22 protein-coding genes are annotated in these 24,591 nt (G+C 40.7%); 5 read left to right on the plus strand and 17 right to left on the minus strand.

Annotation, left to right across the window (positions count from 1 at the left end; all coding sequences use genetic code 11):
* Positions 1–6: 6 nt before the first annotated feature.
* From ACNSN3_RS09805 to rpsB, 14 genes are all read right to left on the minus strand, one after another.
* Positions 7–399, minus strand: coding sequence for a septal ring lytic transglycosylase RlpA family protein (locus tag ACNSN3_RS09805; protein WP_138622692.1), 393 nt, complete (start codon positions 397–399; stop codon positions 7–9).
* Positions 400–535: 136 nt separating this feature from the next.
* Entirely contained in the window at positions 536–1,306 is a 771-nt protein-coding gene (gene lpxA / locus ACNSN3_RS09810; RefSeq protein WP_008110972.1) for an acyl-ACP--UDP-N-acetylglucosamine O-acyltransferase, read from the minus strand.
* 2 nt (positions 1,307–1,308) lie between these two features.
* Positions 1,309–1,761 carry a 3-hydroxyacyl-ACP dehydratase FabZ gene (gene fabZ, locus ACNSN3_RS09815; protein WP_008110974.1) on the minus strand — a complete coding sequence of 151 codons (453 nt, stop codon included), beginning with the start codon at positions 1,759–1,761 and terminating at the stop codon, positions 1,309–1,311.
* Positions 1,762–1,788: 27 nt separating this feature from the next.
* Positions 1,789–2,811 carry a UDP-3-O-(3-hydroxymyristoyl)glucosamine N-acyltransferase gene (gene lpxD, locus ACNSN3_RS09820; protein WP_418607208.1) on the minus strand — a complete coding sequence of 341 codons (1,023 nt, stop codon included), beginning with the start codon at positions 2,809–2,811 and terminating at the stop codon, positions 1,789–1,791.
* Positions 2,812–2,818: 7 nt separating this feature from the next.
* Positions 2,819–3,337: an OmpH family outer membrane protein gene (locus ACNSN3_RS09825; RefSeq protein WP_010388129.1), complete on the minus strand. Its 519-nt coding sequence runs from the start codon at positions 3,335–3,337 to the stop codon at positions 2,819–2,821.
* An 11-nt stretch (positions 3,338–3,348) separates the two neighbouring features.
* A complete protein-coding gene (gene bamA, locus ACNSN3_RS09830; protein WP_054202493.1) occupies positions 3,349–5,820 on the minus strand; it encodes an outer membrane protein assembly factor BamA in 2,472 nt (823 codons plus the stop codon).
* Between the two features lie 105 nt (positions 5,821–5,925).
* Positions 5,926–7,278: a sigma E protease regulator RseP gene (gene rseP / locus ACNSN3_RS09835; protein ID WP_054202415.1), complete on the minus strand. Its 1,353-nt coding sequence runs from the start codon at positions 7,276–7,278 to the stop codon at positions 5,926–5,928.
* Position 7,279: 1 nt separating this feature from the next.
* Positions 7,280–8,482, minus strand: coding sequence for a 1-deoxy-D-xylulose-5-phosphate reductoisomerase (ispC, locus tag ACNSN3_RS09840; protein WP_041709713.1), 1,203 nt, complete (start codon positions 8,480–8,482; stop codon positions 7,280–7,282).
* Positions 8,479–9,345, minus strand: a complete 867-nt coding sequence (locus tag ACNSN3_RS09845; RefSeq protein WP_054202414.1) for a phosphatidate cytidylyltransferase — start codon at positions 9,343–9,345, stop codon at positions 8,479–8,481. Before ACNSN3_RS09845 ends, ispC begins: the two co-directional genes overlap by 4 nt.
* A 21-nt stretch (positions 9,346–9,366) precedes the next feature.
* A complete protein-coding gene (locus ACNSN3_RS09850; RefSeq protein WP_010388117.1) occupies positions 9,367–10,146 on the minus strand; it encodes an isoprenyl transferase in 780 nt (259 codons plus the stop codon).
* A gap of 256 nt (positions 10,147–10,402) precedes the next feature.
* Positions 10,403–10,924: a ribosome recycling factor gene (gene frr / locus ACNSN3_RS09855; RefSeq protein WP_218651693.1), complete on the minus strand. Its 522-nt coding sequence runs from the start codon at positions 10,922–10,924 to the stop codon at positions 10,403–10,405.
* Positions 10,925–10,974: 50 nt separating this feature from the next.
* Positions 10,975–11,724, minus strand: a complete 750-nt coding sequence (gene pyrH, locus ACNSN3_RS09860) for a UMP kinase (protein WP_016899281.1) — start codon at positions 11,722–11,724, stop codon at positions 10,975–10,977.
* Positions 11,725–11,882: 158 nt separating this feature from the next.
* Entirely contained in the window at positions 11,883–12,734 is an 852-nt protein-coding gene (tsf, locus tag ACNSN3_RS09865) for a translation elongation factor Ts (RefSeq protein ID WP_010388114.1), read from the minus strand.
* Positions 12,735–12,838: 104 nt separating this feature from the next.
* The gene (gene rpsB / locus ACNSN3_RS09870; protein WP_008110990.1) at positions 12,839–13,567 is read right to left on the minus strand and encodes a 30S ribosomal protein S2; all 729 of its coding nucleotides are present in this window, start codon (positions 13,565–13,567) and stop codon (positions 12,839–12,841) included.
* A 272-nt stretch (positions 13,568–13,839) separates the two neighbouring features.
* On the opposite strand from rpsB, the gene map reads away from it, so the two are divergent.
* The 5 genes from map (at position 13,840) to ACNSN3_RS09895 (ending at position 21,799) form a co-directional block, all read left to right on the plus strand.
* Positions 13,840–14,625, plus strand: coding sequence for a type I methionyl aminopeptidase (gene map, locus ACNSN3_RS09875; RefSeq protein ID WP_054202413.1), 786 nt, complete (start codon positions 13,840–13,842; stop codon positions 14,623–14,625).
* A 151-nt stretch (positions 14,626–14,776) separates the two neighbouring features.
* A complete protein-coding gene (gene glnD, locus ACNSN3_RS09880; RefSeq protein ID WP_010388109.1) occupies positions 14,777–17,395 on the plus strand; it encodes a [protein-PII] uridylyltransferase in 2,619 nt (872 codons plus the stop codon).
* A 9-nt stretch (positions 17,396–17,404) separates the two neighbouring features.
* Positions 17,405–18,232 carry a 2,3,4,5-tetrahydropyridine-2,6-dicarboxylate N-succinyltransferase gene (gene dapD / locus ACNSN3_RS09885; protein ID WP_010388107.1) on the plus strand — a complete coding sequence of 276 codons (828 nt, stop codon included), beginning with the start codon at positions 17,405–17,407 and terminating at the stop codon, positions 18,230–18,232.
* 276 nt (positions 18,233–18,508) lie between these two features.
* Positions 18,509–19,531: a tetratricopeptide repeat protein gene (locus tag ACNSN3_RS09890; protein ID WP_418607214.1), complete on the plus strand. Its 1,023-nt coding sequence runs from the start codon at positions 18,509–18,511 to the stop codon at positions 19,529–19,531.
* Positions 19,532–19,768: 237 nt separating this feature from the next.
* Positions 19,769–21,799, plus strand: coding sequence for a BCCT family transporter (locus ACNSN3_RS09895; protein ID WP_418607216.1), 2,031 nt, complete (start codon positions 19,769–19,771; stop codon positions 21,797–21,799).
* Between the two features lie 85 nt (positions 21,800–21,884).
* On the opposite strand, the gene ACNSN3_RS09900 is transcribed toward ACNSN3_RS09895, so the two are convergent.
* The 3 genes from ACNSN3_RS09900 to megL form a co-directional block, all read right to left on the minus strand.
* Positions 21,885–22,229 carry a 4a-hydroxytetrahydrobiopterin dehydratase gene (locus ACNSN3_RS09900; protein WP_008111000.1) on the minus strand — a complete coding sequence of 115 codons (345 nt, stop codon included), beginning with the start codon at positions 22,227–22,229 and terminating at the stop codon, positions 21,885–21,887.
* A 36-nt stretch (positions 22,230–22,265) separates the two neighbouring features.
* Positions 22,266–23,063 (minus strand): phenylalanine 4-monooxygenase, encoded by a 798-nt coding sequence (gene phhA, locus ACNSN3_RS09905; protein ID WP_418607218.1) that lies wholly within the window; start codon positions 23,061–23,063, stop codon positions 22,266–22,268.
* Positions 23,064–23,301: 238 nt separating this feature from the next.
* Complete coding sequence (gene megL / locus ACNSN3_RS09910) at positions 23,302–24,483, minus strand: methionine gamma-lyase (protein ID WP_075169623.1); 1,182 nt, start codon at positions 24,481–24,483, stop codon at positions 23,302–23,304.
* Between the last annotated feature and the right edge of the window lie 108 nt (positions 24,484–24,591).

Below are 24,591 nucleotides of genomic sequence, written 5' to 3' on the forward strand. Positions count from 1 at the left end.
GCAGTATTACTTATTATCAATAACGGTGACCGATACATCAATAACGCCGACTTTAGGGTCGGCTATTTTTTTAAACATCGCCTTAGATAAATCTATAATTCGCCCCCGAATATAAGGACCCCTGTCGTTAATTCTGACCACCACTGACTTATTATTAGCAATATTAGTAACGTTTACTCGTGTACCAAACGGGAGCTTTAAGTGAGCAGCTGTTGCCGCTTGTTGACTAAATCGCTCGCCACTGGCAGTAAGTCGGCCGTGGTACTTATCAGCATAAAATGATGCTTTACCTTGCTCTGCAACATCACGTTGTTGATTATTTATATTACCTGGCGCAGTACTACAGGCGGCCAAAATCACCGACAGTACTGAAAGCAATACTAACTTTATTAGTTTCATTCTTTATACTTTATTGAAAAATGTAGAGGGAGTGTAATAGGACGATACTGAGTAGAGACTGAATTATTAATCAGCTAATAAAAAACCACCTTGATTACTCAAAGGTGGTTTTTTAATTTGTTAAAAATGCTATTTTTTAACGCACAATACCGCGTTCTGAGCTTTTAACGAAATCAATCATCAATTGCACTGCTGGAAACTTTGCAGCATCTTCAGCAAGTAATTCAATCGCTTCATCAACACCTAAGCTCTTGCGGTAAAACGCTTTATAAGCGCGGCGTACTGCCATGATTTCATCACTTTCAAAACCACGGCGTTTCATGCCTTCAGTATTGATTGCTGCAGGGCCTGCTGGCATACCAATGGTGGTAACAAATGGAGGTACGTCTTTGTTTACCCCCGAATACATACCAACAAATGCATGCGCACCAATTTTACAAAATTGATGAACACCTGAGTTACCCGCTAAAATAACCCAATCACCAACATGAACGTGACCCGCTACACTGGCATTATTTGCAAAAATAACGTTATCGCCAATTACCGCATCGTGTGCAACGTGGGTGTAAGCCATAAATAAGTTATTGCTGCCTATTTTGGTAACACCTTCATCTTGAATTGTACCGCGGTGGATAGTCGCACATTCACGAATCACATTATTGTCGCCAATAATTAAACTGGTTGGTTCGTTGTTATATTTTTTGTCTTGGCAAGCTTCGCCCACAGAGGCAAACTGAAAAATATGGTTACCAGAGCCAATAGTAGCAGGCCCTTTAACAACAACGTGAGACTCAATAATGCAGTCATCACCAATAACAACATCATTACCGATGTAACTATATGGTCCAACTGACACATTGTTACCAAGTTTTGCACCCGGTTCGATTATTGCCGTAGCATGGATCACAATTAAAACTCTCTTCTAGCACACATGATTTCGGCGCTACACACTGTTTTGCCGTCAACTTTAGCTTCAGCCGCAAATTTCCATATGTTACGACGCTCTTTTAAAAACTTAACATGAAGATGCATGGTATCACCTGGCACAACTGGCTGCTTAAAACGCGCGTTGTCTACAGCTGCAAATAGGTAAAGTTCGTTTTCGCTACGATTTTCAACCGTTTTAAACCCTAATAGACCCGTTGCTTGCGCCATTGACTCTAATATTAGCACACCAGGAAAAATCGGCTGATTTGGGAAGTGGCCAGTGAAAATAGGTTCATTAATCGATACATTTTTAATTGCATGCAATGATTCACCTGGGGTGAAATCGATTACACGATCAATTAGTAGCATCGGGTAACGGTGCGGTAATAAACTTAAAATTTCTTGAATATCAAGGCTATTTAATTCGTTTGCCAAAATAGCATCCTTTTTAGTGTTCAACGTTCATGACTTGTTCAATGCTTCAAGCGCTTTTAGACGTGATTTCATGTCTGAAAGGTTGCGCAAATGAGCAATTGATTTTCGCCATTCTTTGTTAGTCGTATGAGGCATACCAGATGAGTAAATACCTGGTTCGGTGATTGATTTGGTCACCATACTCATGCCGGTAATTATAACACCATCACACACAGACATGTGACCGTTAATTGCGCTCATGCCGCCAATCTGGCAATTTTTACCTATGGTGACACTGCCTGCAAGTACAGTACAACCGGCAATAGCGGTGCCTGAGTTAACTTCAACGTTGTGTGCTATTTGACACTGGTTATCAATAATAACGTTACTGTGGATAATAGTATCATCAAGCGCACCACGATCTATCGTGGTACTTGCGCCAATTTCTACTTTATCGCCAATGATCACAGAGCCTAATTGTGGAATTTTAAGCCACTGACCACGTTCATTTGCATAGCCAAAGCCATCACTACCAATGACAGTGTTAGCTTGCAATAAACAATCTGCGCCAATCTCAACATCATGATAAATGCTCACACTTGGCCAAAGTTTGGTGCCTGAGCCTATTTTAGCACGTTCACCAATAAAACTGTTCGGACCAATTTGTACGTTATCACCAATTACAGCATCAGCTTCAATTACAACATTAGCACCAATGGCTGCACTTTTGCTCACTTGTGCACTGGCATGTATTACCGCACTCGGGTGTATACCACTATTTGCACTACGAGGTGTAGTATCCATAAACTGAGCGAGTTTGGCATAACAAACATAAGGATTGGCAACGATGATTTTATTGCCTGAAAAGTAAGGCGCATCGTCAGGGCTGAGTATCACCGCACTGGCCTTTGTTGTCTCAAGCTGAGATCGATATTTCTTGTTCGCTAAAAATGCAATATGCCCAGTATGGGCATTTGCAAGTGTCGCTATTTTTTTAATTTCTAAAGCGCCATCACCTTGAAGCTCGGCGCCTAGAAGTTCCGCAATTTGCGAAAGCGTATAATTTTGCATAGATTAATTATTTCTTACTTACAGCTGTTACTACTTTTTCAGAAAGATCAGTTACTTCTTTAGGATTAAAGTAAATAGTTGTGTCTTTTACTTTAACTTCGTCAAAATCACCTTTTTTAGCAATCTCTTGGATAGTTTCAATGATTAAAGTCTGAACTTTAGCCAACTCCTGATTTTGACGTGCTTTAATTTCTTGCTCTAACGGACGGCCCTTTTCAGCAAGGTTTTTTTGCATACCCTGGATTTTATCACGTAATGCGTCTTTTTGGTCTTGACTCATTGTGGTGCTTTCACGCTTAAACTTTTCAGCTTCAAAGCGAATATCGCCCTGTAACTTTTCAAGCTCTTGACGGCGCTCAGCAAATTCAGTTTGTAAAGACTGTTCGATTTTAGCCATTTGTGGAAGCTGCTTGTAGATTTCTTGCATATCTACAATACCCACTTTATGAGCAAAAGCATTAACTGATGTACCCATCATAAGTGTAGCTAAAACGGCAACTGCTGTTGATTTGAATAATTTTTTCACAAAAAACTCCTTTAGAAAGTGTTACTAATATTAAAACTGATGGTCTTGGTATCGTCATCTTCTTCTTTTTGCAACGGATACGCAAAGCTGATCAGCATAGGACCCATAGGTGAGATCCATTGTAATGATAAACCGGTTGCAACCCTAAAGCGCATTGGGTCTGAGTAGTCATCTAATTTTGCACGCTCATCAATACCTAAGTTTTGATAACGATCAACGTTAAACTCGGTATCCCAAACGTTGGCAGCATCAACAAAGAAACTAGTACGTACCGAACTGGTATTTTCTTCATCTAAGAACGGTGTAGGAACAATAAGCTCCATACCTGCAACGGCTTTCGCGTTACCACCTATACGGCCTTGAGGTTGCAATACATCAAACTCAGATGCTCCACCAATATTACCTGTGGTTGTACCATCACCTGATGGCGTGCCTGGTATAGATTGTGGTATTCGTGATACTGCACGCGGTAAGATAGTATTTCTATCAAAGCCACGTAGTTCCATTTCTGTAATACGGAAATACTCTTGGAATGGAAGCGTCTGCTCATACCCATTAGTAGAGCCATAACCATTACCGTAACCTAATGCCGCACGCGTTGAGAACACCCAACGATGGTCGTTTGAAATCGGCCAGTAAAAACGTGAATCGTAATTTAATTTAAAGTATTTTAAATCTGAATTCGGCGTTGTAGCTGTTAAGTTCAATGTTTGTCTTGAGCCAGCTGTTGGGAACAAACCACGGTTCACCGTTACACGCGACCAACCTACACTTAACTCATACTTGGTAAACTCAAAGCCCGCATCAGGGTTCTCTGGATCGAGGAAGGTTTCACGTAATACACGTGTTTGCTCATATTCAGCGATATCTGATAGTTCTTCTTCTATCCAACGAGCCCCAAAGTTAATACGATTTATAGCATCAATTGGAAAACCAATGTTAGTCCCAAGGCCATAACTTTTTGACTTATAGTCAATTAAGCTAAACTGGCTAGCATCGTAGTTACTGTAAAAAATGCTGCTGCCTTGCGATACGCCATCTGGCGTAAAGTAAGGGTCTGTGTACGACACACTGACACGCTCAGAGCCACGCGAGGTATTAATGTTAAAGCCAATTTGGTTACCTGTGCCTAAAAAGTTAGATTCAGTTACACCAATATTAAATTGCAGACCTAGGTACGAACCATAAGCAAGGCCGGCATTAAAGCTACCCGCAGATTGCTCTTTAACAGTAAAATCAACATCTACTTGGTCATCCACACCGGGAACAGGCACCACATTAAAGTCAACAGTTTCCATATAAGGCAAACGTTGAATTTGTAATTTAGAACGCTCAAGATTTTGGTTAGATAGCCATGCACCTTCAAGCTGTGTCATTTCACGACGTAGTACTTCATCAGCTGTATTTTGGTTACCACCTACAATAATTCGACGAACATAAACACGTTTTCCAGGGTCAACCGACAAAGTTAGTTGTACTTCTTGGTTTTCGTCATCAATTTCTGGAATGGTGCGTACTTCAGCGTTAGCATATCCAAAACGAGCTAAGTAACTTTTTATAAACTCTTCTGAAGAAGTCACCACCGAGCCGTTATACAACTCTCCGGTACGAAGTGGGATAACACTTTTTATTAGTTCTTCTCGGCCGAGTAAATCACCGATAAAATCAAAGCCTTTCACTTTGTATTTTACACCTTCGGTGATATTTGCCGTTACATAAACCGATTCACGTTCAGGACTAACTGATACTTGAGTTGAATCAATATTAAAACGCAAATAACCACGGTCTAAATAAAAGCTACGAATTTTTTCCAAATCGCCTTCAATGGTTTGTTTTTGATAGCGATCGCTACCCATAAACTGCCACCAAGGTAAATCTTGTTGCGACTCTGCAAGCTGAAGTAGCTCTTCGTTTGAAAAAAGTTCATTACCAACTAAGTTGATTTGACGAATAGAGGCTGCATCGCCCTCATCAAACTCGAGTCTCAATTTAACTCGGTTACGTGGGAGCTTAGTGATACTTATGTCCACTTTTGCATTGTATTTACCAATGCTATGGAAAAACTCAACTAAGCCTTTTTCAATATTATCGATAACCGTTTTATCCAGTGGCTCGCCTTGACGAATATCTTGTTGATCAAGCGACTGGTTTAACTGCTCATCTTTTATGTCTTTATTGCCATCAAATTCAATAAAGCTAATTGTTGGGCGTTCAGTTACTTTAAAAATAACGTTATTGCCATCACGCAACGCTTTTATATTGTCAAAGTGACCTGAGCGATAAAGTGACTTAATTGTTTTTGAAATTGTATATTCATCAACATTGTCGCCCACGTTGATAGGAATATGCGTTAATGCAGCACCAAGTGCGACACGTTGCAATCCTTCAACTTTTAAATCTTCAACAATAAAGGAGTTTTGGCCTAGGGCTGCAAAACTTGCACCCAATAAACTTGAAACTACCAAATGTTTTTTTATAGCCATTTTATTATCTTTATCCTTTACAACTGTATTACCGCTTAGCATCGAAAACTAAATAGTTACGAGCTTTACAATCGTGTTCTAATTTGTCGTCACCACGCTTAAATACTACAAGCGCGATACATCATTGAACAAAGCGAAACATGTTAGAAAAATGAGTAGCAAGGCTCCCACTTTAAAACCAAACTCTTGTGTCTTTTCAGAGACTGGTTTTTTACGAAAAAGTTCAATTATGTAATACATTAAGTGCCCACCATCAAGCACTGGCAGAGGAAGTAAATTAAATACTCCCAAATTAACGCTGATCAAAGCTAAAAAGCTTAAAAATGCGACTAATCCGTAACTAACACTTGTGCCGGCACCGACTGCAATGCCGACGGGCCCACTTAAATTTTTTACTGATACTTGACCAGTAATTAAGTTACCTATCATGTCAAAACTCAGCGTAATTAAACGCCATGTTTCTTTTGTGCCCAGCACAATACTATCTAGAGGCCCATAATGTCTAGTCTCAACAAAATCATCAGGCCACTGCTCTACAACCGGAGCAACACCTAAAAAGCCTTGTTCAACACCATTACTGACAACTCGGCTGTTTGGGGTCACTATTATTGTTTTTATACTATCTTGTCTTTTTACACTAAATTGTAAGGATTTGTTAGCCGATTGAGTAATAAGATTAACTAATTGCTGCCAACTGCTCATTGTTTCGCCGTTTACAGCCAAAATAATGTCGTCAACCTGTAAATTTGCCTGTTCAGCAGCAGAGTCTTTAGTAATCGCCGCGATAGTGAGTGTTGCTTGAGGGCGAAACGGCACAATCCCCAACGAGCTCAATGGCGGTACATCTTGCTGATCAAGCTTCCAACCATCGAGGTTGAGAATTTGCGTTGTTTGTTGATAATTTTCATTACGTAAAGTAACGGCAACACTTTTATCACCCAAGTGCGACATCAAAGAAAAAGTCGCATCTTGCCAATTAGTAATATCGTCATCACCAATTTTAATTATTTGCTGAGTAGACGTAATGCCTGCTTGTTCTGCTCTACTGCCTTCAACAACATTACCTACAACCGGTTTTATTGTTTGCACACCCACCATATACATGGCCGCTAAAGCAAAAATAGCAAATAAAAAGTTCGCCATAGGCCCAGCAGCCACAATAGCTATTCGCGCTTGAACAGATTTAGCATTAAACGATAAATGACGTTGATTTGCGGGTACTTCATCAACACGCTCGTCTAACATTTTTACGTAACCACCGAGTGGGATTGCCGCGATCACGTATTCAGTATTGTATTTATCGTGCCATTTTAATAAAGGTTTACCAAAACCAATTGAAAAGCGCAGTACCTTAACGCCCGCCTTACGAGCCACCCAAAAATGACCGTATTCGTGAACGGTCACTAAAATTCCGAGTGCGAGTATAAATGAGCCTAAATTCCAAAAAAAATCGAACATTTTAATGCACCACTTTGGTTATAAACTGCGCTGCGCTCAAACGTGCTAAACGATCACATTCTAAAATTTCATCAAGCGTTTGCACATTGGTGAACTTTGCAGCCTCTAACGTTTTCGCATTCACTTTATAAATATCGGTAAAACTAATTTGTCCCTGCAAAAATGCATTTACAGCCATTTCATTAGCCGCATTCACCGTAGTAGTTGCACCCTGTCCCGCATCACACGCAGCAATTGCTAATTTTAAATTAGGGTAACGAGAAAAGTCAGGTTTAGTGAACGAAAAATCACAAATATCAGAAAAATTTAACGGTTTAACACCCGCATCAATTCGCTGTGGAAAGGCAAGCGCATGTGCTATAGGGGTGCGCATATCGGGGTTTCCCATTTGCGCTAAAATAGAACCATCTTGGTATTGCACCATAGAGTGGATAATACTTTGTGGGTGAATCACCACATCAATATCGCTGGCATCACAGTTAAATAACCATTTAGCCTCAATAAACTCTAAGCCCTTGTTCATCATTGTGGCTGAGTCTACTGATATTTTTTGTCCCATAGACCAATTAGGGTGAGCAACCGCTTCACTGACACTAACGCTATCAAGCGTATTAATATCACGGTTTAAAAATGGGCCACCAGAGCCAGTTAATAAAATTTTGCTAACGCCATGCTGCTCAAGCCGTGCTTGTCCTTGGGTGTTTTGTAACGTACTAGGTAAACACTGAAAAATAGCATTATGTTCGCTGTCGATGGGTAATAAAGTTGCTTGATGTTGTTTCACTTTATCAATAAACAACTGACCCGACATCACCAATGACTCTTTGTTTGCCAGCAGTACTTTTTTTCCTGCTTCAACTGCGCTCAAGGTAGGCAGTAACCCAGCTGCACCAACAATAGCTGACATCACAGTATCAACATCAACATGCGCACAAAGCTCACTCATGGCTTTCTCGCCATGCATTACTTGTGTTTTACACATGCCTTTTAAAAGTTCACTAAGCTGCTTAGCGGCTTGCTCTGAAGCCATAACAGCATACCGAGGTTGATGAGCAAGACACAACTCAGCCATTTTCTTTGCATTTTGCCCTGCGGCCAATGCGAACACCTTGAACTGCTGTTGATTTCTTGCAACAACATCTAACGTGCTAAGACCTATAGACCCCGTTGCACCCAAAATAACCAGTTGTTGCACTACACTCATAAACTCAGTGTCCAGGCAAAGCAAATAACAAACATCGGCGCTGCTGCAGTTAAGCTATCAATACGGTCTAAAATACCGCCGTGCCCAGGTAGGCAACTGCCGCTATCTTTAAGACCCGCTTCACGTTTAAACATACTCTCGAGTAAATCACCTACCGCAGAGAACAAAGCAATAAATGCTGTCATTACTGCATAAATTGGCCACACAGAAGTATCAACGTTAGTGTAATAACAAAAAGCCAATACAAATAACACCGCAGCAACCACGCCACCGGCGAGGCCTTCTATGGTTTTATTTGGACTAACTTTAGGCATTAACTTATGTTTACCGAAACTTTTACCGGTAAAGTAAGCGCCAATATCGGCACTCCATACAATACCTAAAACCACTAAAATCAGCATAGAACCATAGTGTGTTGATTCTGTATATTGCGCACTTCGAAGGGTGTTAAGCGCAAGCCACAGTGGTACCAATGTCAGTAAACCTGCAATACCGCGCATCACGAGCCCTTCATTCCAGCCTTTAGCCATAGCGGGGTAACGCCACACTAAATAACTTGCAACTAACCACCATGAAAACGATAAGGTAAATAAGTAATTGGCATCACCTACAAGCTTGCCGTTCTGCCATAGAGTTTCTATCGGCCAATGTAAATTAAGTAAACCGAGTAATACTGCAACTAACAATACAAACGCACCGCGTTTTAGTTTATCGCATAGCCCCATAAAAGCAGACCATTCCCATGCGCCCATTAATACAATAGCACCCGCAAAATAACTAAATAACGTTAGTGGGGTGTAAAAAACCAAAGCCAGTGCTAATGGTGCTAGCACTAGTGAGGTTAAAATACGTTGTTTTAACAAAATGATGACCCTTAATCTATTTTAGGTTTGAGCGAGTAATTGTTTTATTTGTTCGCCCGTGCAACCAAAACGTCGCTCTCTGGCAACGTAACATGCGATGGCCTCTGCAAAAGCAGCTTCGTTAAAGTCAGGCCAAAGTGTATTGGTAAAATAAAGTTCAGCGTAGGCTGCCTGCCAAAGTAAAAAATTACTAATTCTGACATCGCCACCAGTACGGATCAATAAATCTGGCTGTGCCTGATCTGCCATACTCATATGCTGTGCAATATGTTCTTCTGTAATGTCTGCGGGATCAAGTTCCCCATTTGCTACTTGTAAAGCAACCTGCTTAGCAGCATGAGTCATATCCCAGCGACCACCGTAATTTGCCGCTACATTTAAGTGCAGACCGGTGTTATTCGCTGTTAGTTCTTGCGCAGTATGTACTTTCGCACGCAAGCTTTCAGAGAATCGAGATAAATCTCCAATGATGGTTAGTTTTACGTTATTTTTATGCAGCTTTTTAACTTCTTTACTTAGTACAAATAAAAAAAGCTCCATTAATGTATTTACTTCGTCTTCAGGGCGGCGCCAGTTTTCACTACTAAAAGCAAATAAGGTTAACGATTGTATCCCTAATTTAGTACAAAACTGCACAGATTGACGAACTGCATCTACGCCTTTTTTATGCCCATATACACGAGGCCTATTTCTGGCTTGTGCCCAACGCCCGTTCCCATCCATGATGATGGCAACATGTTTAGGCAAACATTGCTGTGAAATTGTATCAGCGTCTAGAACCATAAATTTTGTGTATTCCATAAAAAAACGCCGCCTAGTATACCCCAGACGGCGTTTCAAAACTAATAAATTTAACCTGTACCCGTGATAATAAATCTACTTTAAGCAAATAATTATACAGCTAACAACCTTGTATTTACTGATAATCGAGCCACTAGTAAAGAGAAAATACATTCTGTTACTCTTAAAAATCACACAATTAAAGTAAAGTGCGAATACTTGTGAAAAGCGGCTTAATTATTTAGCTAAAGCTGTTTGCCTAGGTCTAGAACAGTTATTAGATTTCCATCAACTCAGCTTCTTTCGCTGTTAATTGTGTATCCATTTCTTTAATAAACTTATCAGTGATTTTTTGAATTGCATCTTCACCTTGACGTGCTTCGTCTTCAGAGATGTCTTTATCTTTTAATAAGTTTTTAATATCGCCATTTGCATCACGACGAATATTACGAATAGCAACACGTCCGCCTTCTACTTCGCCACGTACGATTTTAATTAAATCTTTACGACGTTCTTCAGTCAATGGAGGAAGAGGTACACGAATAACTGTGCCTGCAGACATTGGGTTTAAACCAAGGTCAGAAGCCATAATAGCTTTTTCAACAGCTTGCGCTAAAGACTTATCAAATACACCAATAGCCAGTGTGCGTGAATCTTCAATAGTTACATTTGCAACTTGGTTTAACGGTGTTGGAGCGCCGTAGTACGACACCATAATGCCGTCTAAAATTGCAGGATGAGCACGGCCAGTACGAATTTTAGATAATTGACTACCAAGTGCTGCTACACTTTTTTGCATGCGCTCTTGCGCATCTTTTTGAATATCGTTAATCACGGTTTAATCCTAATCTAGTTACTAACTTCATCTGAGGCTTGTGAAGAAATAAGGGTTCCTTCTTCTTCACCCATTATTACGCGTTTTAATGCGCCTGATTTATTCATATTAAATACGCTCAATGGCATATTATGGTCGCGAGCAAGAGTAAATGCCGCTAAATCCATTACTTTTAATTCTTTATCAATAATTTCATTGTAGCTTAAGTGACGGTAAAGTGTCGCATCAGGGTTTTTCACCGGATCATCACTAAATACACCGTCTACTTTGGTCGCTTTAATTACCGTATCAGCTTCAATCTCAATGCCGCGTAAACACGCTGCAGAGTCAGTTGTGAAGAACGGGTTACCTGTGCCAGCGGCAAAAATAACAACGCGACCTGTTTTCAACAAGCTAATAGCTTCAGCCCAGTTATAGGCATCACATACGCCATTTAATGGGATAGCTGACATTAAGCGACAATTTACAAACGCACGGTGTAGCGCATCACGCATAGCTAGGCCGTTCATTACGGTTGCAAGCATCCCCATGTGGTCACCAACAACGCGATTCATGCCCGCTTCGGCTAATGAGCCACCGCGTAAAAAGTTACCGCCACCAATAACTAAACCCACTTCTACGTCGAGTTCTACGAGCTCTTTAATTTCTTGTGCCATACGATCTAAAACTTTAGGGTCGATGCCGAAGCCTTCGTCTCCCATTAAAGCTTCACCACTTAATTTGAGAAGAACACGTCTAAAAATAGGTTTGCGATTGATAGTCATAGTTTTGGGGCCAACTTTTATTGAATTATGGATAAAAAATAACCGCGCTTATGTTAAACATAAAAGCGCGGTTATTTTAAAGAATTTCTAAGCGTGACGCAAAAGCAAATAGTACTTTAATTGCATGTATTTTCCTTTTGCATCACAAATAGTATGTCTTACTGACCTTTAGCAGCTGCAATTTGAGCAGCAACTTCAGCAGCAAAATCTTCTTCTTTCTTCTCGATACCTGCACCAACTTCCATACGTACAAAGCCAGTAACTGTTGCGTTTTTCTCTTTAAGAATTTCGCCAACAGATTTTTTCGGTTCCATGATGAAAGCTTGACCAGTAAGAGAAACCTCACCAGTAAATTTCTTCATACGACCAACAACCATCTTCTCAGCGATTTCAGCAGGCTTGCCTTCGTTCATCGCGATGTCGATTTGTACTTGCTTTTCTTTTTCAACAACATCAGCAGGTACGTCATCTGGCGTTAGGTAGTCTGGGTTTGAAGCAGCAACGTGCATTGCAACGTGCTTAAGTGTTTCTTCATCAGCAACACCTGCAACAACAACACCAATACGCTCGCCGTGACGGTACTCAACTAGTTGTTCACCAGTGATGTACTGAAGACGACGTACATTGATGTTTTCACCAATTTTAGTTACTAGCTCAACACGATCTTCTTCGAACTTAGCTTGTAAGTCTTCGATAGATGTAGTGTCAGCGATAGCAGCATCTGCAACTTTGTTAGCAAATGCTAGGAAGCTTGCATCTTTAGCAACGAAGTCAGTTTGACAGTTAACTTCTACAAGTACTGCAACACCCGCGTTTTGCTTGATGATGATAGTACCTTCAGCAGCAATGTTACCTGCTTTTTTAGCAGCCTTTGCAGCACCGCTCTTACGCATGTTTTCAATCGCTAACTCGATGTCACCATCAGTCTCAGTTAACGCTTTTTTACAATCCATCATGCCAGCGCCAGTACGCTCGCGTAATTCTTTAACTAGGGCAGTAGTTACAGCCATTAGTAAATCCTCAAATCTGAAATCAGGTTTAGATAAGCGGGTTACCCGCTCCACAAGAATAGCAAGTCTTCACCTTTAAAAGATGAAGACTTGATGACAGCTAATTACTCAGCTTCTACGAAGTCATCTTTTTCAGCTTGAGCAACGATGTTACTCTCACGGCCTTCAGTGATCGCAGCTGCAACAGCACTAGTGTAAAGGTTGATTGCACGGATAGCATCATCGTTACCAGGTACGATGTAATCAACACCGTCTGGGTTAGAGTTAGTATCAACGATTGCAACAACTGGGATACCTAGGTTGTTAGCTTCACGGATAGCAATGTGCTCGTGGTCAGCATCGATTACAAAGATAGCGTCTGGAAGGCCACCCATGTTTTTAATACCACCAAGGCTCTTTTCAAGCTTTTCCATTTCACGAGTAAGCATTAACGCTTCTTTCTTAGTTAACTTCTCGAAAGTACCGTCTTGGCTTTGAGCTTCAAGGTCTTTAAGACGCTTGATTGATTGACGAACTGTTTTCCAGTTAGTCAACATGCCGCCTAACCAACGGTGGTTAACGAAGAATTGATCGCTTTGTAAAGCAGCTTCTTTTACTGCTTCGCTTGCTGCGCGCTTAGTACCAACGAAAAGAACTTTACCTTTGTTTGCAGCAGCACCAGATAAAAACTTAAGTGCAGTGTTGAACATTGGTACAGTTTGCTCAAGGTTGATGATATGTACACGGTTACGTGCGCCGAAGATGAAAGGCTTCATCTTTGGGTTCCAGTAACGTGCTTGGTGACCAAAGTGAACACCAGCTTGAAGCATATCGCGCATTGAAACGTTTGCCATTTTGTAAATCCTCTAAGTTGTTTAGGGTTAGGCCTCCACATATCCCATAGCACCAACACCGCAGTTAAATGAAACTGAAATGCACCCAAGTGTATGTGACGATACGTGTGTGTGTTAAAATAAAATTGTGTTTGCCTTAAATACAAAAAATCATTTAAGAATTTATTTGTAAAAAGACGGCGCGCTTTATACCATATTAAAAATAAATACTCAACGTCTCGTGCAAAAATTGTGCGACGACAATCATCTAAAAACGCAACTTTGGAGCCTCAATGAGCGCTGTGATTAAGACCCCTGAAGAAATCGAGAAAATGCGTGTAGCCGGCCGTTTGGCTGCTGATGTGCTAGAAATGATCGAACCACATGTGGTACCAGGTATCACCACCGATGAGCTAAATACAATTTGTCATGATTATATTGTTAATGTGCAAGATGCCGTTCCTGCTCCTCTTAATTATCATGGTTTTCCAAAATCAATTTGTACCTCAGTAAATCATGTAATTTGTCACGGTATTCCGAACGACAAAGCATTAAAAGACGGTGACAGTGTAAATATTGACATCACCGTTATCAAAGATGGTTACCACGGTGACACATCAAAGATGTTTCATGTAGGCACGCCTAATATTCAAGGTAAACGCCTAGCAGAAGTTACTCAAGAAAGTCTTTATCTTGCCATTAAAATGGTAAAACCGGGTGTTCGCCTTGGTGATATTGGTGCAGCTATTCAAAAATATGCAGAGAGCTTTAACTACTCTATCGTACGTGAATACTGCGGCCATGGTATCGGCAGCGAGTTCCATGAAGAACCACAAGTAATGCATTACGGTAAAGCAGGTACTGGAGAAACATTAAAAGCAGGTATGTGTTTAACCATCGAACCTATGGTAAATGCGGGCAAACGCCAATGTAAATTACTTAAAGACGACTGGACTGTGGTAACAAAAGACCGTAGTTTATCAGCTCAGTGGGAACACACCTTACTTGTAACTGAAAATGGTGTTGAAATTTTAACTCTACGATCAGATGATACAATCGATAGAATTATCGAGCACTAATTTTAAGTGCGCGCTTAATCGCGATAGTAACTGATTTGCCGTATATCGCTTAAGCGGTTTGCTGTAAGGGGATAACATAAGTTATTGCCCTTACAGCAAATATATTATAAAAATAAATTTCAATGCAGTCCATATATAGGAGCCAGCCTAAGTGGCATTACCTAACAAAGTAAAAAAGTTGCTCAATGATGCTGAGCAATTAAGCGATTACCGCGATTGCTCCGCCTATTTCTATAAATGGTTGCATAATGAATTCTCAAAACAACCTGTTGGTAAATTAATTAATGCCCGTGCAGAATTTATTGACCGGTTGCTAATCAAACTTTTTCAGGTTTATGATTTAGCTCACGAACCAGACTTGGCTTTAATTGCAGTAGGTGGTTATGGTCGTGGCGAGCTACATCCCTACTCTGATATAGACTTTTTGTTACTTGTTACGAAACAGCCTAATGATGATATTTGCGAAAAAATCGGCCAATTCGTTACTATGTTATGGGATCTTAATCTCGAGATAGGTCATAGTGTTCGTACTATTGAACAAGCCATAGATCAAAAACGTGAAGACGTTACCTTTGCCACCAGCTTATTAGAAAGCCGTCTTATTTTTGGCAATCATATTGAGTTTGAAAAACTCAAAAACCATATTATTGAAACCCCGGTGTGGGGCTCAGGTGAATTTTTTGTCGCAAAAGTACAAGAACAAAACTTGCGTCACAGAAAGTGCCACGGTACTGCCTACAATTTAGAACCAAATATAAAAGAAAACCCAGGGGGTCTTCGCGACCTGCAAACTATTATTTGGGTCGCTAAAAAGCACTTTAGGGCAGAAACTCTGCAAGAGCTAATTAGTCACGGCTACCTGACCCATGAGGAATATCAAGAGCTGTTAGAGTGTCTTGAAAATTTATGGAATATCCGCTTTGCATTGCATTTAGCCGCAGAACGTTCAGAAAACCGCTTATTGTTTGATCATCAACCCCAAGCTGCAGAAATTTTAGGTTTTGGTAGCGATGGTAAAGCTTCGGTTGAGCGCATGATGAAGCGTTTATTCAGAATCATGAGCCGAGTACGTGAGCTTAACCAAATGTTGCTTTCGTACTTTGAGCAAAGTATTTCGCCAGACAGCAGTCAAGCTACCGTTGAAGAGCTTGATCGTAACTTTGAGCGCGTTGGCCATCAAATTCGGGTAAAAAGTCCGTCTGTATTCTTTAGACGCGATCAACTTTTTGTGTTGTTTGAGCATATTGCTGACCACCCTGAAATTACCCATATATACCCAAGCACAATTCGCACTATTCGCCAAGTTCGTCGCCGTTTATTAGGCGACCTACAAGACTACGCAGCCTGCCGAGAAGCTTTTTTACGAATCATAAAGCATCCTAATGGCATGGGACGTGCTTTTACGCTGATGCACAAACACGGCATGATTGCCGCCTATTTACCGCAGTGGCGAAATATTTTTGGGCAAATGCAGTTTGATTTGTTTCATGCCTACACAGTTGATGAACACACCCACAAGCTGATCAATAATATTTATCAGTATTTTGATAAAACCGGGATTAGCGAATTCCCAATTTGCAGCGAAATCGTCACGCGTATGGATAAACCAGAGCTACTGTATTTAGCCGGTATTTTCCACGATATTGCTAAGGGCCGTGGGGGCGATCACTCTGAACTGGGCGCTGTTGATGCCATTGCTTTTTCTAAATTACATGGTTTTGCATCATCAGATGGTAAGTTAATTTCTTGGCTTGTTAGTAACCACTTACTCATGTCGGTAACGGCGCAGCGTAAAGATATAAACGACCCAGACGTAATAAAAGATTTTGCATCGCGAGTAAAAACAGAGCGCCAGCTCGATTATCTCTATTGTTTAACCGTCGCCGATATACGCGCCACTAATGACAACTTGTGGAATGACTGGAAAAACACTCTACTACGCGAGCTTTACTTGCATACACAACGTGCTTTGCGCCTTGGCCTTGAAAATCCTATGGATCAACGCGACCAAATTCGAGATAAAAAGCATCAAGCTAAACAGCGCTTGATTAATTTGCATTACCATGAAGATCAAATTGACTTAATTTGGAGCCGCTTTAAAGCCAATTACTTTACCGCTTTTAGTGAGCAACAGATTTCGTGGCATACGGAGCATTTACTAAAATGCACCGATTTGAGCCTACCCAGTGTTATTGTCTCAAATAAAGCAATGCATGGCGGCACCCAAGTATTTGCATATAGTCCTTATTCAGGTGCGCTATTTGCTCGATTAGTCAGTGTTATTGGCTCTAAAAAAGCACAAATTCAACACGCCCAAGTACTGACCACCAAAGATGGCTACGTACTGTTCAACTTTGTTATTTTAGAAGTAAGCGGAGACCCAATTGCCAGTAGCCGTGCGCAATCGATTAAACGCGGATTAGAGCAAGCATTAAGTGATCCACGTAAAAAAATACGCTTTAAAAAGAGCCGTTCACAACGCTTTAAAGACTTTAATATTAAACCAAAAATTGTACTGCGCCCGCACCCTCGTAAGGACCGTAGTTTAATAGAAATTCAAGCGGTTGATATACCTGGACTGTTAACTAAAATAGCCGAGGTTTTTCAAGCTTACTTACTCCACATACATGCCGCACGCATTACCACGGTAGGCGAGCGTGCAGAAGATTTCTTTGTGGTATCTAATAACGAATATCAATCGCTGACTGATGAAGAGCAAGCAAAAATTCATCAGGCATTACGTAAAAAACTCAACGCCGAAATTGAATAAGAGGACACTATGTCAGATTTAAAAACCATGATTGAAAATGCGTGGGATAACCGCGACAGCATTAGCCCAACAACCGTATCAAGCGATGTTAAACAAGCAATTATTGATGCACTTGAGCTATTAGATAGTGGCGCAGCGCGTGTTGCAGAAAAAATTTCTGGCGAATGGGTTGTTCATCAATGGCTTAAAAAAGCCGTACTACTTTCATTTAGAATTCGTGAAAACCAGCCAATGAATGATGGCGTAAATCAATTTTACGACAAAGTACCGCTTAAATTTAGCGACTACACACCAGAACAGTTTCAACAAGGCGGCATGCGCGTAGTACCCAACGCCGTTGCCCGTAAAGGCAGCTTTGTAGGGAAAAATGTGGTACTAATGCCATCGTATGTAAACATTGGTGCTTACGTTGATGAAGGCACTATGGTTGATACATGGGCCACTGTAGGTTCATGTGCTCAAATTGGTAAGAATGTACACTTATCAGGCGGTGTGGGCATAGGCGGTGTTTTAGAGCCGCTACAAGCAAATCCTACCATCATTGAAGACAATTGCTTTATTGGCGCACGTTCAGAAATTGTTGAAGGCGTTATTGTTGAAGAAGGTGCGGTTATTTCAATGGGTGTTTACATTAGCCAAAGTACCCGTATTTATGACCGTGAAACCGGTGAAATTCATTATGGTCGCGTACCTGCTGGTGCTGTTGTGGTTCCAGGTGCTCTGCCTTCAAAAGATGGCACGCATAGTTTATACGCTGCGATTATTGTGAAAAAAGTTGATCAACAAACACGCGAAAAAGTAGGCATTAACGCTCTGCTTCGCTCAATTGATGATTAAAAAGCAGTTGTAAGTTTTTAGCTGTATGCGCTAAGCAGGTTAATATTAAACGTAGATTGGGTTGAGTAAAACGAAACCCAACATCACATTAAAGTTAAGTGTATTCGCTAAAATTTAATTACATACAGAAAAAGCTCTAAGCTTGTATAGGTTTAGGGCTTTTTTAGTGCTTTTAAAATACCTTCTCACAAACCTGTACCCTTTAATCGCGTTGCTTTGTTAGATACCTGCATCTATATTGAATAAACGCATAATTCGATTATCGAGGATAAGTTGTTGCGCCTTTTCGTTTTAGGTTGGTTGGTGTTATTTGGTTCAACGCAGGCTATGGCTAATGATTTTACATCGTTTGAAGCTAAACTTAACGAAGCCGAAGATTATCTTGTTGTTAATCCCGCACAATCAATAATCATTCTTGAAAATCTCAAAGAACTAAATACAGCTCCTGTTGCGCTATTTATCCGCTGGCACTTGCTTTATGCCCGAACAGCCGTGCCCACAAGTCATTACGATCGGCTTTATAAATCGATTGACGCAATATTTCAGCATCATCAAGCTGACTACTTCAAACAAAAATTGACCACCATAATGAGTGCCTTGGGAATATGGCTACGCCATGCTGAATACTTAAGCGATGCCCAGATCTCATTCAAATGTGCTTATAAATATGCGCACAACGATCGCCAACGATTAACACTCACCAACAGTATGGCGCTGGTTGCTCGCTCGCAAAATGACTTTGCTAAAGCGCGTGCTTTATACTTAAATAATCTTGATCTTACCACGCAATTAAAGCTTCCTAATATAACAGCACTTATAAAAAGTAACTTGGGCTACTTAGCGCTTGATGAAGGCAATGTTACTGATGCTGAGCGCTACTTTAGAAGTGCATTAAGCCTTAACCAAAATATTGATAAACGCGCGGGGCAAATCTCAACCGGGCTTAATTTATTAATGGTCTTTTTAATTCAAGAACATCAGCTTAACTTTGAACGTCTCTATACTCCAACGGCAACTTTAACCCATGCATTTCCCAACGAAGCTAAACAAGCACAGCTACTTTGGCTTGAATTAGGCTACAAAAATTTAACTGGCGATTTCATAAGTCAAAAAGATAAACATCAGCTGCAAGCAGCTTACGAGCAATTAGAAAGCGATAAAATGAAACAGCTAGTAGCACATTATCTAGCTAAAAAGCTTGATGTTACTTTAACCCTACCTGAGCCCATTACCGCTAAAGAGTTTACCAGCCCATGGTTTGAGCAGGTAAAGCAATGCAATTGGGAGAAAGGTTTATAGCTTTAAGCTATAAACGTTCAGCTAAGCTGAGTTAGACGCCGATGAAATTACACAGGGCTACTCGTCACTGACAGCCGGATTAAAAAGTATGATTTTCAATTTGCTAACACCTATAAATTAACTTTTACCCTCCTTTTTAAAGTATATAAATCAAGCAACTGAATTAGCCAATAAACGGAATATATAATAAGGTAGGCAAGCATACTTGAAAGTTAGCAATTAATATTAAGGATTAATATGACAAAAACTGCTTTACGCTCAACTATTTTGCTACCTGTATTTTTGCCTGCAGTATTTATTATTCTACTCTTGGTCATTGGTACAAGTAGTAACCCTGAACTCGCAGGTCAGGCATTTAGTGTTGCCCTTGCGTGGATAACAGAAACCTTTGGCTGGTTTTATATGTTATCAGTCGCTATTTTCTTGGTATTTATCGTGTGTGTCGCCGCCTCCAGTTGGGGGAATATAAAACTAGGCCCCGATCATGCACAGCCGCAATACAGCTTTGGTGAGTGGTTTGCCATGCTATTTTCTGCCGGTTACGGCGTAGCGCTACTTTATTTTGGTGTAGCCGAGCCAGTACTGCATTACGCATCCCCGCCATCGGGTGCGGCTGAAACCGTGGATGCCGCTAAGCAAGCAATGCAAATTGCCTTTTTCCATTGGGGATTTCATATTTGGGCTATTTATGGAATTGTTGGTTTAGTGCTGGCTTATTTTGCCTTTCGTCATGGTCTGCCGCTGTCTATTCGTTCAGCCTTGTATCCACTAATTGGTGATAAAATATATGGTCCTATCGGACATACCGTTGATGTATTTGCCATACTAGGCACCTTATTTGGTATTGCGACCACACTCGGACTTTCGGTGACTCAAATCAACGCGGGGCTACACTATTTATGGCCCGATATTCCTATTAATACCACAGTACAAATTACCGCGATTGCTATTATTACCGCCGCAGCAACGCTCTCTGTAATCGCAGGGATGGATAAAGGGGTAAAACGTTTATCAATCGTGAATATGACCTTAGCGGTTTCATTAATGGCCTTTGTATTTTTTATTGGCCCAACTATTCATATTTTAGAATCGTTTTTACAAAACACCGGCAGTTATCTTAGTGGTATTGTTGAGCGGACCTTTAACTTACAAGCCTATAGTCGCAGTGATTGGATTGGGAACTGGACTTTATTTATATTTGGCTGGACGATTGCGTGGGCGCCGTTTGTTGGGATGTTTATCGCAAAAATTAGCCGCGGTAGAACTATTAGGCAATTTGTTGTTGGCGTAATGTTAGTCCCCACTATTTTTACCTTTTTATGGTTTTCAGTGTTTGGCGATACGGCACTGAATTTAATAATGAATGAAGGCTTTGATACGCTCATTGGTGATGTACAAGCAAATCATGCCGTCGCGTTATTTCAATTATTTGAAGTGTTACCGCTCTCATTTTTTATTTCGCTACTCACGGTTATTTTAATTGTTACCTTTTTTGTTACCTCGTCTGATTCCGGCTCTTTGGTAATCGACTCACTCGCTTCAGGTGGAAATATTAATACGCCAGCATGGCAGCGGGTGTTTTGGGCGGTGCTTGAAGGCGCTGTGGCGGCTGTTTTATTAGTGGCAGGTGGTTTAAGTGCACTACAAACCATGACCATTGCCAGTGCCTTACCCTTTGCTATCATTATGCTAATTGCCACTGCGGGGCTTTGGCGAGCGCTAAGAATTGAAGGCCATCGCGATACCAGCCTACAAGCACATTCACTCAATAGTCGTAATATTGATCTATCCCATTGGAAACGCCGTTTAGCGGCTATGGTTAATTACCCCAATAAAGAAAAAGTACATACTTTTATTGGTAGCGTAGTCGTTAAGGCAATGAAAGCCGTACAAGCAGAATTGAAATCTCGACAATGGCATGCCGTGGTCGAATTTGATACTGATTTAGGACGCGCTCATTTAACTGTATTACGTCATGAGCATGTTGATTTTGTTTATGATATTCGCCTTACCGAGCACCCTATGCCGAGCTTTGCTTACTCAGAGCTGCGCCCTGATAACGACAATACTGAAATGTATTATAAGGCTGATGTATTTTTACGTCGTGGTGGTCTGTCGTACGATGTTTATGGCTACAATGAAGATGATATTGTGAAGGATATTCTTGATCAGTTTGAGAACTACTTACACTTTTTAGGTAACAGCCCAGGCGAACTACCTTGGGATATGGCTGAGCATGATGACATGTTAAATACCGATAAAACTTAACTGATACAGCCAGTATTGAGAAAACGGTAATTAAAAATAAAAAAGGCACTGTAAAGTGCCTTTTTATTTACTCAAATCTAATTAATTACAGCGCGTTAAATACATCATCTGTTTTAGCAGCGCAAATGAAGTCATTTTTATGCAGACCTTTAATTGAATGGCTCCACCAAGTCACGGTTACTTTGCCCCATTCGGTTAATAGACCTGGGTGATGCCCTTCGTCTTCAGCCATATCACCTACCTTATTAGTAAACGCAATGGCTTGTTTAAAGTTTTTAAACTTATAAACGCGCTCTAACTGCATAATACCGTCGCGTACTTCTGGCACCCAGTCAGGGATTTTTTTAATTAATTCAGCCAATTCAGCATCAGATACTTTTGGCGCATCTGCATGACAGGCTTCACATTTTTGTGCACTTAATGAAGACATTTTAAATCCTTAGTTTAGCGTTACTTTTTTCAAAAATTAACTAGCTAATTTTTCTTTTGGAGGAAACTTAGGGTCGTGCAAACCAAGTGATTTAGCTTGCTCAACTAAAGTCATTATATCCATTTGAGATATTTCAAACAGATCATGAATCGAATGAATCGTGTAATACAATGGTTGCATAATGTCTATACGGTACGGTGTACGTAGCACATCTAGCACATTCATTGGATTAATCTCTGGTGTATCTGAATACACGTATTGGGTTTCCCCTGGGCTTGATAAAATACCGCCACCGTAAATACGTAATCCTTTTTCAGTTTGCATCAAACCAAACTCAACGGTAAACCAGTACATGCGCGCTAAATAAACGCGGTCTTTTTTCTCTGCCGCGTATCCTAGTTGCCCGTACTTATGAGTAAATTCTGCAAAGTCAGGATTGGTTAGCATGGCACAATGACCAAATATCTCATGAAAAATATCGGGTTCTTGTAAGTAGTCAAATTCTTCACGGCTACGAATGAAGGTAGCTACAGGAAATTGCTTGTTAGCGAGTAACCTAAAAAACTCATCAAAATCGATAAGTGCAGGTACAGGTGCAACCTGCCAACCTGTGGTTGCTAAAAGTACTTCGTTTAGCTCACTCAGCTGTGGGATACGATCATGAGGCAGATTGATTTTTTTCAATCCTTCCATGTACTCATCACAGGCTTTGCCTTCTATGCACGCAAGTTGGCGTGCTACAAGCTCAGACCAAATTTTATTTTCTTCATCGCTCCAATGTATAACCCCATTTTCATCAGGTGTTTTGGAGGTGTAATTACTTGCTTTAGCCATAAATACCTTCTTTGGGATAAAACCCTAAATCGGTGTCAAAATAACAGCCAAATGCTTGGCTATTCGATGTAGCCATACTATGCAAAAGTGAACAAAAGTTTAATAGCTTGACGCAGATCAAAACTTTTGCAGATCACACAGATCGTAAATTTATAATTACAGTAAAGCAAAGATAAAAACACACACCATATTTATTGGGGCCTAAAGATAGAAATATTCGTAAGCATTAATTTACACCTCAAGATATTTTAGTAAATGCTTGGTTGAGATCGTTAATAATATCGTTAACATCTTCAAGTCCAACTGATAAACGAATTAAACCATCACTAATTCCAGCTGCTAGTCTTTCTTCGGGAGTGTATGGCGAATGCGTCATTGATGCAGGGTGTTGAATGAGCGTTTCAGCATCGCCTAAGCTAACCGCTAATGTGCACAGTTGCATACTATCAATAAAATGCTCACCGTCGGTTAAGCTCCCTTTAATTTCAAAGGCAATAACACCGCCAGCCGCTTTCATTTGCTTACCAATATACTTGTAACCCGGGTGAGACTTAAGCCCAGGGTAATACACTTTATTTACTTGCGGATGAGCTTCTAAATACTCAGCAATCGTTTGCGCACTTTGGCAATGGCGTTCAATGCGAATAGCTAAAGTTTTTAAGCCGCGATTTATTAACCACGCATCGTGTGGACTAATAGTGGCACCAATATCTTTAAGCACGGTCATTTTAATCTGTGTAATATGCTCAAGTGAACCACACACAATACCCGCAACAACATCGCCGTGACCATTTAAATACTTGGTCGCGCTATGCATTATAATATCGATACCGTACTTTTTTGGTGACTGCAGCAGCGGGGTTAAAAACGTATTGTCGACCACACTCAGTAAATTATGCTGTTTAGCAACATCGCCAATAAGTGCTAAATCAATCACTGCCATGGTTGGATTGATTGGTGTTTCTACAAATATCATTTTTGAGTTAGGTTTAATGGCTGCGCGCAGTTCACTCTCATTGGTCATATCAACAAAGGTGACTTCAATTCCCCATCGCGGCAACATATGCGAAAAAAAAGCAAAGGTGCAGCCATACAGAGCGCTTGATGCAATTAAATGATCGCCTTGCGATAGGAAGCTTAGTACCGAAGCGGATACCGCACCCATACCTGTTGCCGTGGCGGCGGCGGCCTCACAGCCTTCTAATTGCGCCACTTTTTGCTCAAGTTCAGTAGTGGTTGGGTTACCTAAACGCGTGTAAATATAACCGGGCTCCTCACCTGCAAAGCGGGCAGCACCTTGAGCGGCATTTTCAAAATGGAACGTAGACGTTTGATACAAAGGTGAGGTTAATGCGCCATGGGGGTCGTTTGCTTTTTGTGGGCCATGGATACATTGGGTATTTTGATGATGCTTGCTCATTGTGTGTTCTCGTTTTTATTATGTGTGTCAATAGCATAAATAAAACGCACCGCACTTAAAATCACAAGCATGCCGGATGCTCAGATGGCTATTTGTGCAAACTTTACC

It is taken from the genome of Pseudoalteromonas sp. US3C1004 (genome assembly GCF_048401065.1).
In the GTDB taxonomy this organism is placed as follows: domain Bacteria; phylum Pseudomonadota; class Gammaproteobacteria; order Enterobacterales; family Alteromonadaceae; genus Pseudoalteromonas; species Pseudoalteromonas undina.

Coding starts and splice junctions, on each gene's coding strand:
- ACNSN3_RS09805 (WP_138622692.1), bottom strand. CDS start 399: ATGAAACTAATAAAGTTAGTATTGCTTTCAGTACTGTCGGTGATTTTG.
- lpxD (WP_418607208.1), bottom strand. CDS start 2,811: ATGCAAAATTATACGCTTTCGCAAATTGCGGAACTTCTAGGCGCCGAG.
- bamA (WP_054202493.1), bottom strand. CDS start 5,820: ATGGCTATAAAAAAACATTTGGTAGTTTCAAGTTTATTGGGTGCAAGT.
- rseP (WP_054202415.1), bottom strand. CDS start 7,278: ATGTTCGATTTTTTTTGGAATTTAGGCTCATTTATACTCGCACTCGGA.
- ispC (WP_041709713.1), bottom strand. CDS start 8,482: ATGAGTGTAGTGCAACAACTGGTTATTTTGGGTGCAACGGGGTCTATA.
- ACNSN3_RS09850 (WP_010388117.1), bottom strand. CDS start 10,146: ATGGAATACACAAAATTTATGGTTCTAGACGCTGATACAATTTCACAG.
- frr (WP_218651693.1), bottom strand. CDS start 10,924: ATGCAAAAAAGTGTAGCAGCACTTGGTAGTCAATTATCTAAAATTCGT.
- pyrH (WP_016899281.1), bottom strand. CDS start 11,724: ATGACTATCAATCGCAAACCTATTTTTAGACGTGTTCTTCTCAAATTA.
- tsf (WP_010388114.1), bottom strand. CDS start 12,734: ATGGCTGTAACTACTGCCCTAGTTAAAGAATTACGCGAGCGTACTGGC.
- rpsB (WP_008110990.1), bottom strand. CDS start 13,567: ATGGCAAACGTTTCAATGCGCGATATGCTTCAAGCTGGTGTTCACTTT.
- map (WP_054202413.1), top strand. CDS start 13,840: ATGAGCGCTGTGATTAAGACCCCTGAAGAAATCGAGAAAATGCGTGTA.
- dapD (WP_010388107.1), top strand. CDS start 17,405: ATGTCAGATTTAAAAACCATGATTGAAAATGCGTGGGATAACCGCGAC.
- ACNSN3_RS09895 (WP_418607216.1), top strand. CDS start 19,769: ATGACAAAAACTGCTTTACGCTCAACTATTTTGCTACCTGTATTTTTG.
- ACNSN3_RS09900 (WP_008111000.1), bottom strand. CDS start 22,229: ATGTCTTCATTAAGTGCACAAAAATGTGAAGCCTGTCATGCAGATGCG.
- phhA (WP_418607218.1), bottom strand. CDS start 23,063: ATGGCTAAAGCAAGTAATTACACCTCCAAAACACCTGATGAAAATGGG.
- megL (WP_075169623.1), bottom strand. CDS start 24,483: ATGAGCAAGCATCATCAAAATACCCAATGTATCCATGGCCCACAAAAA.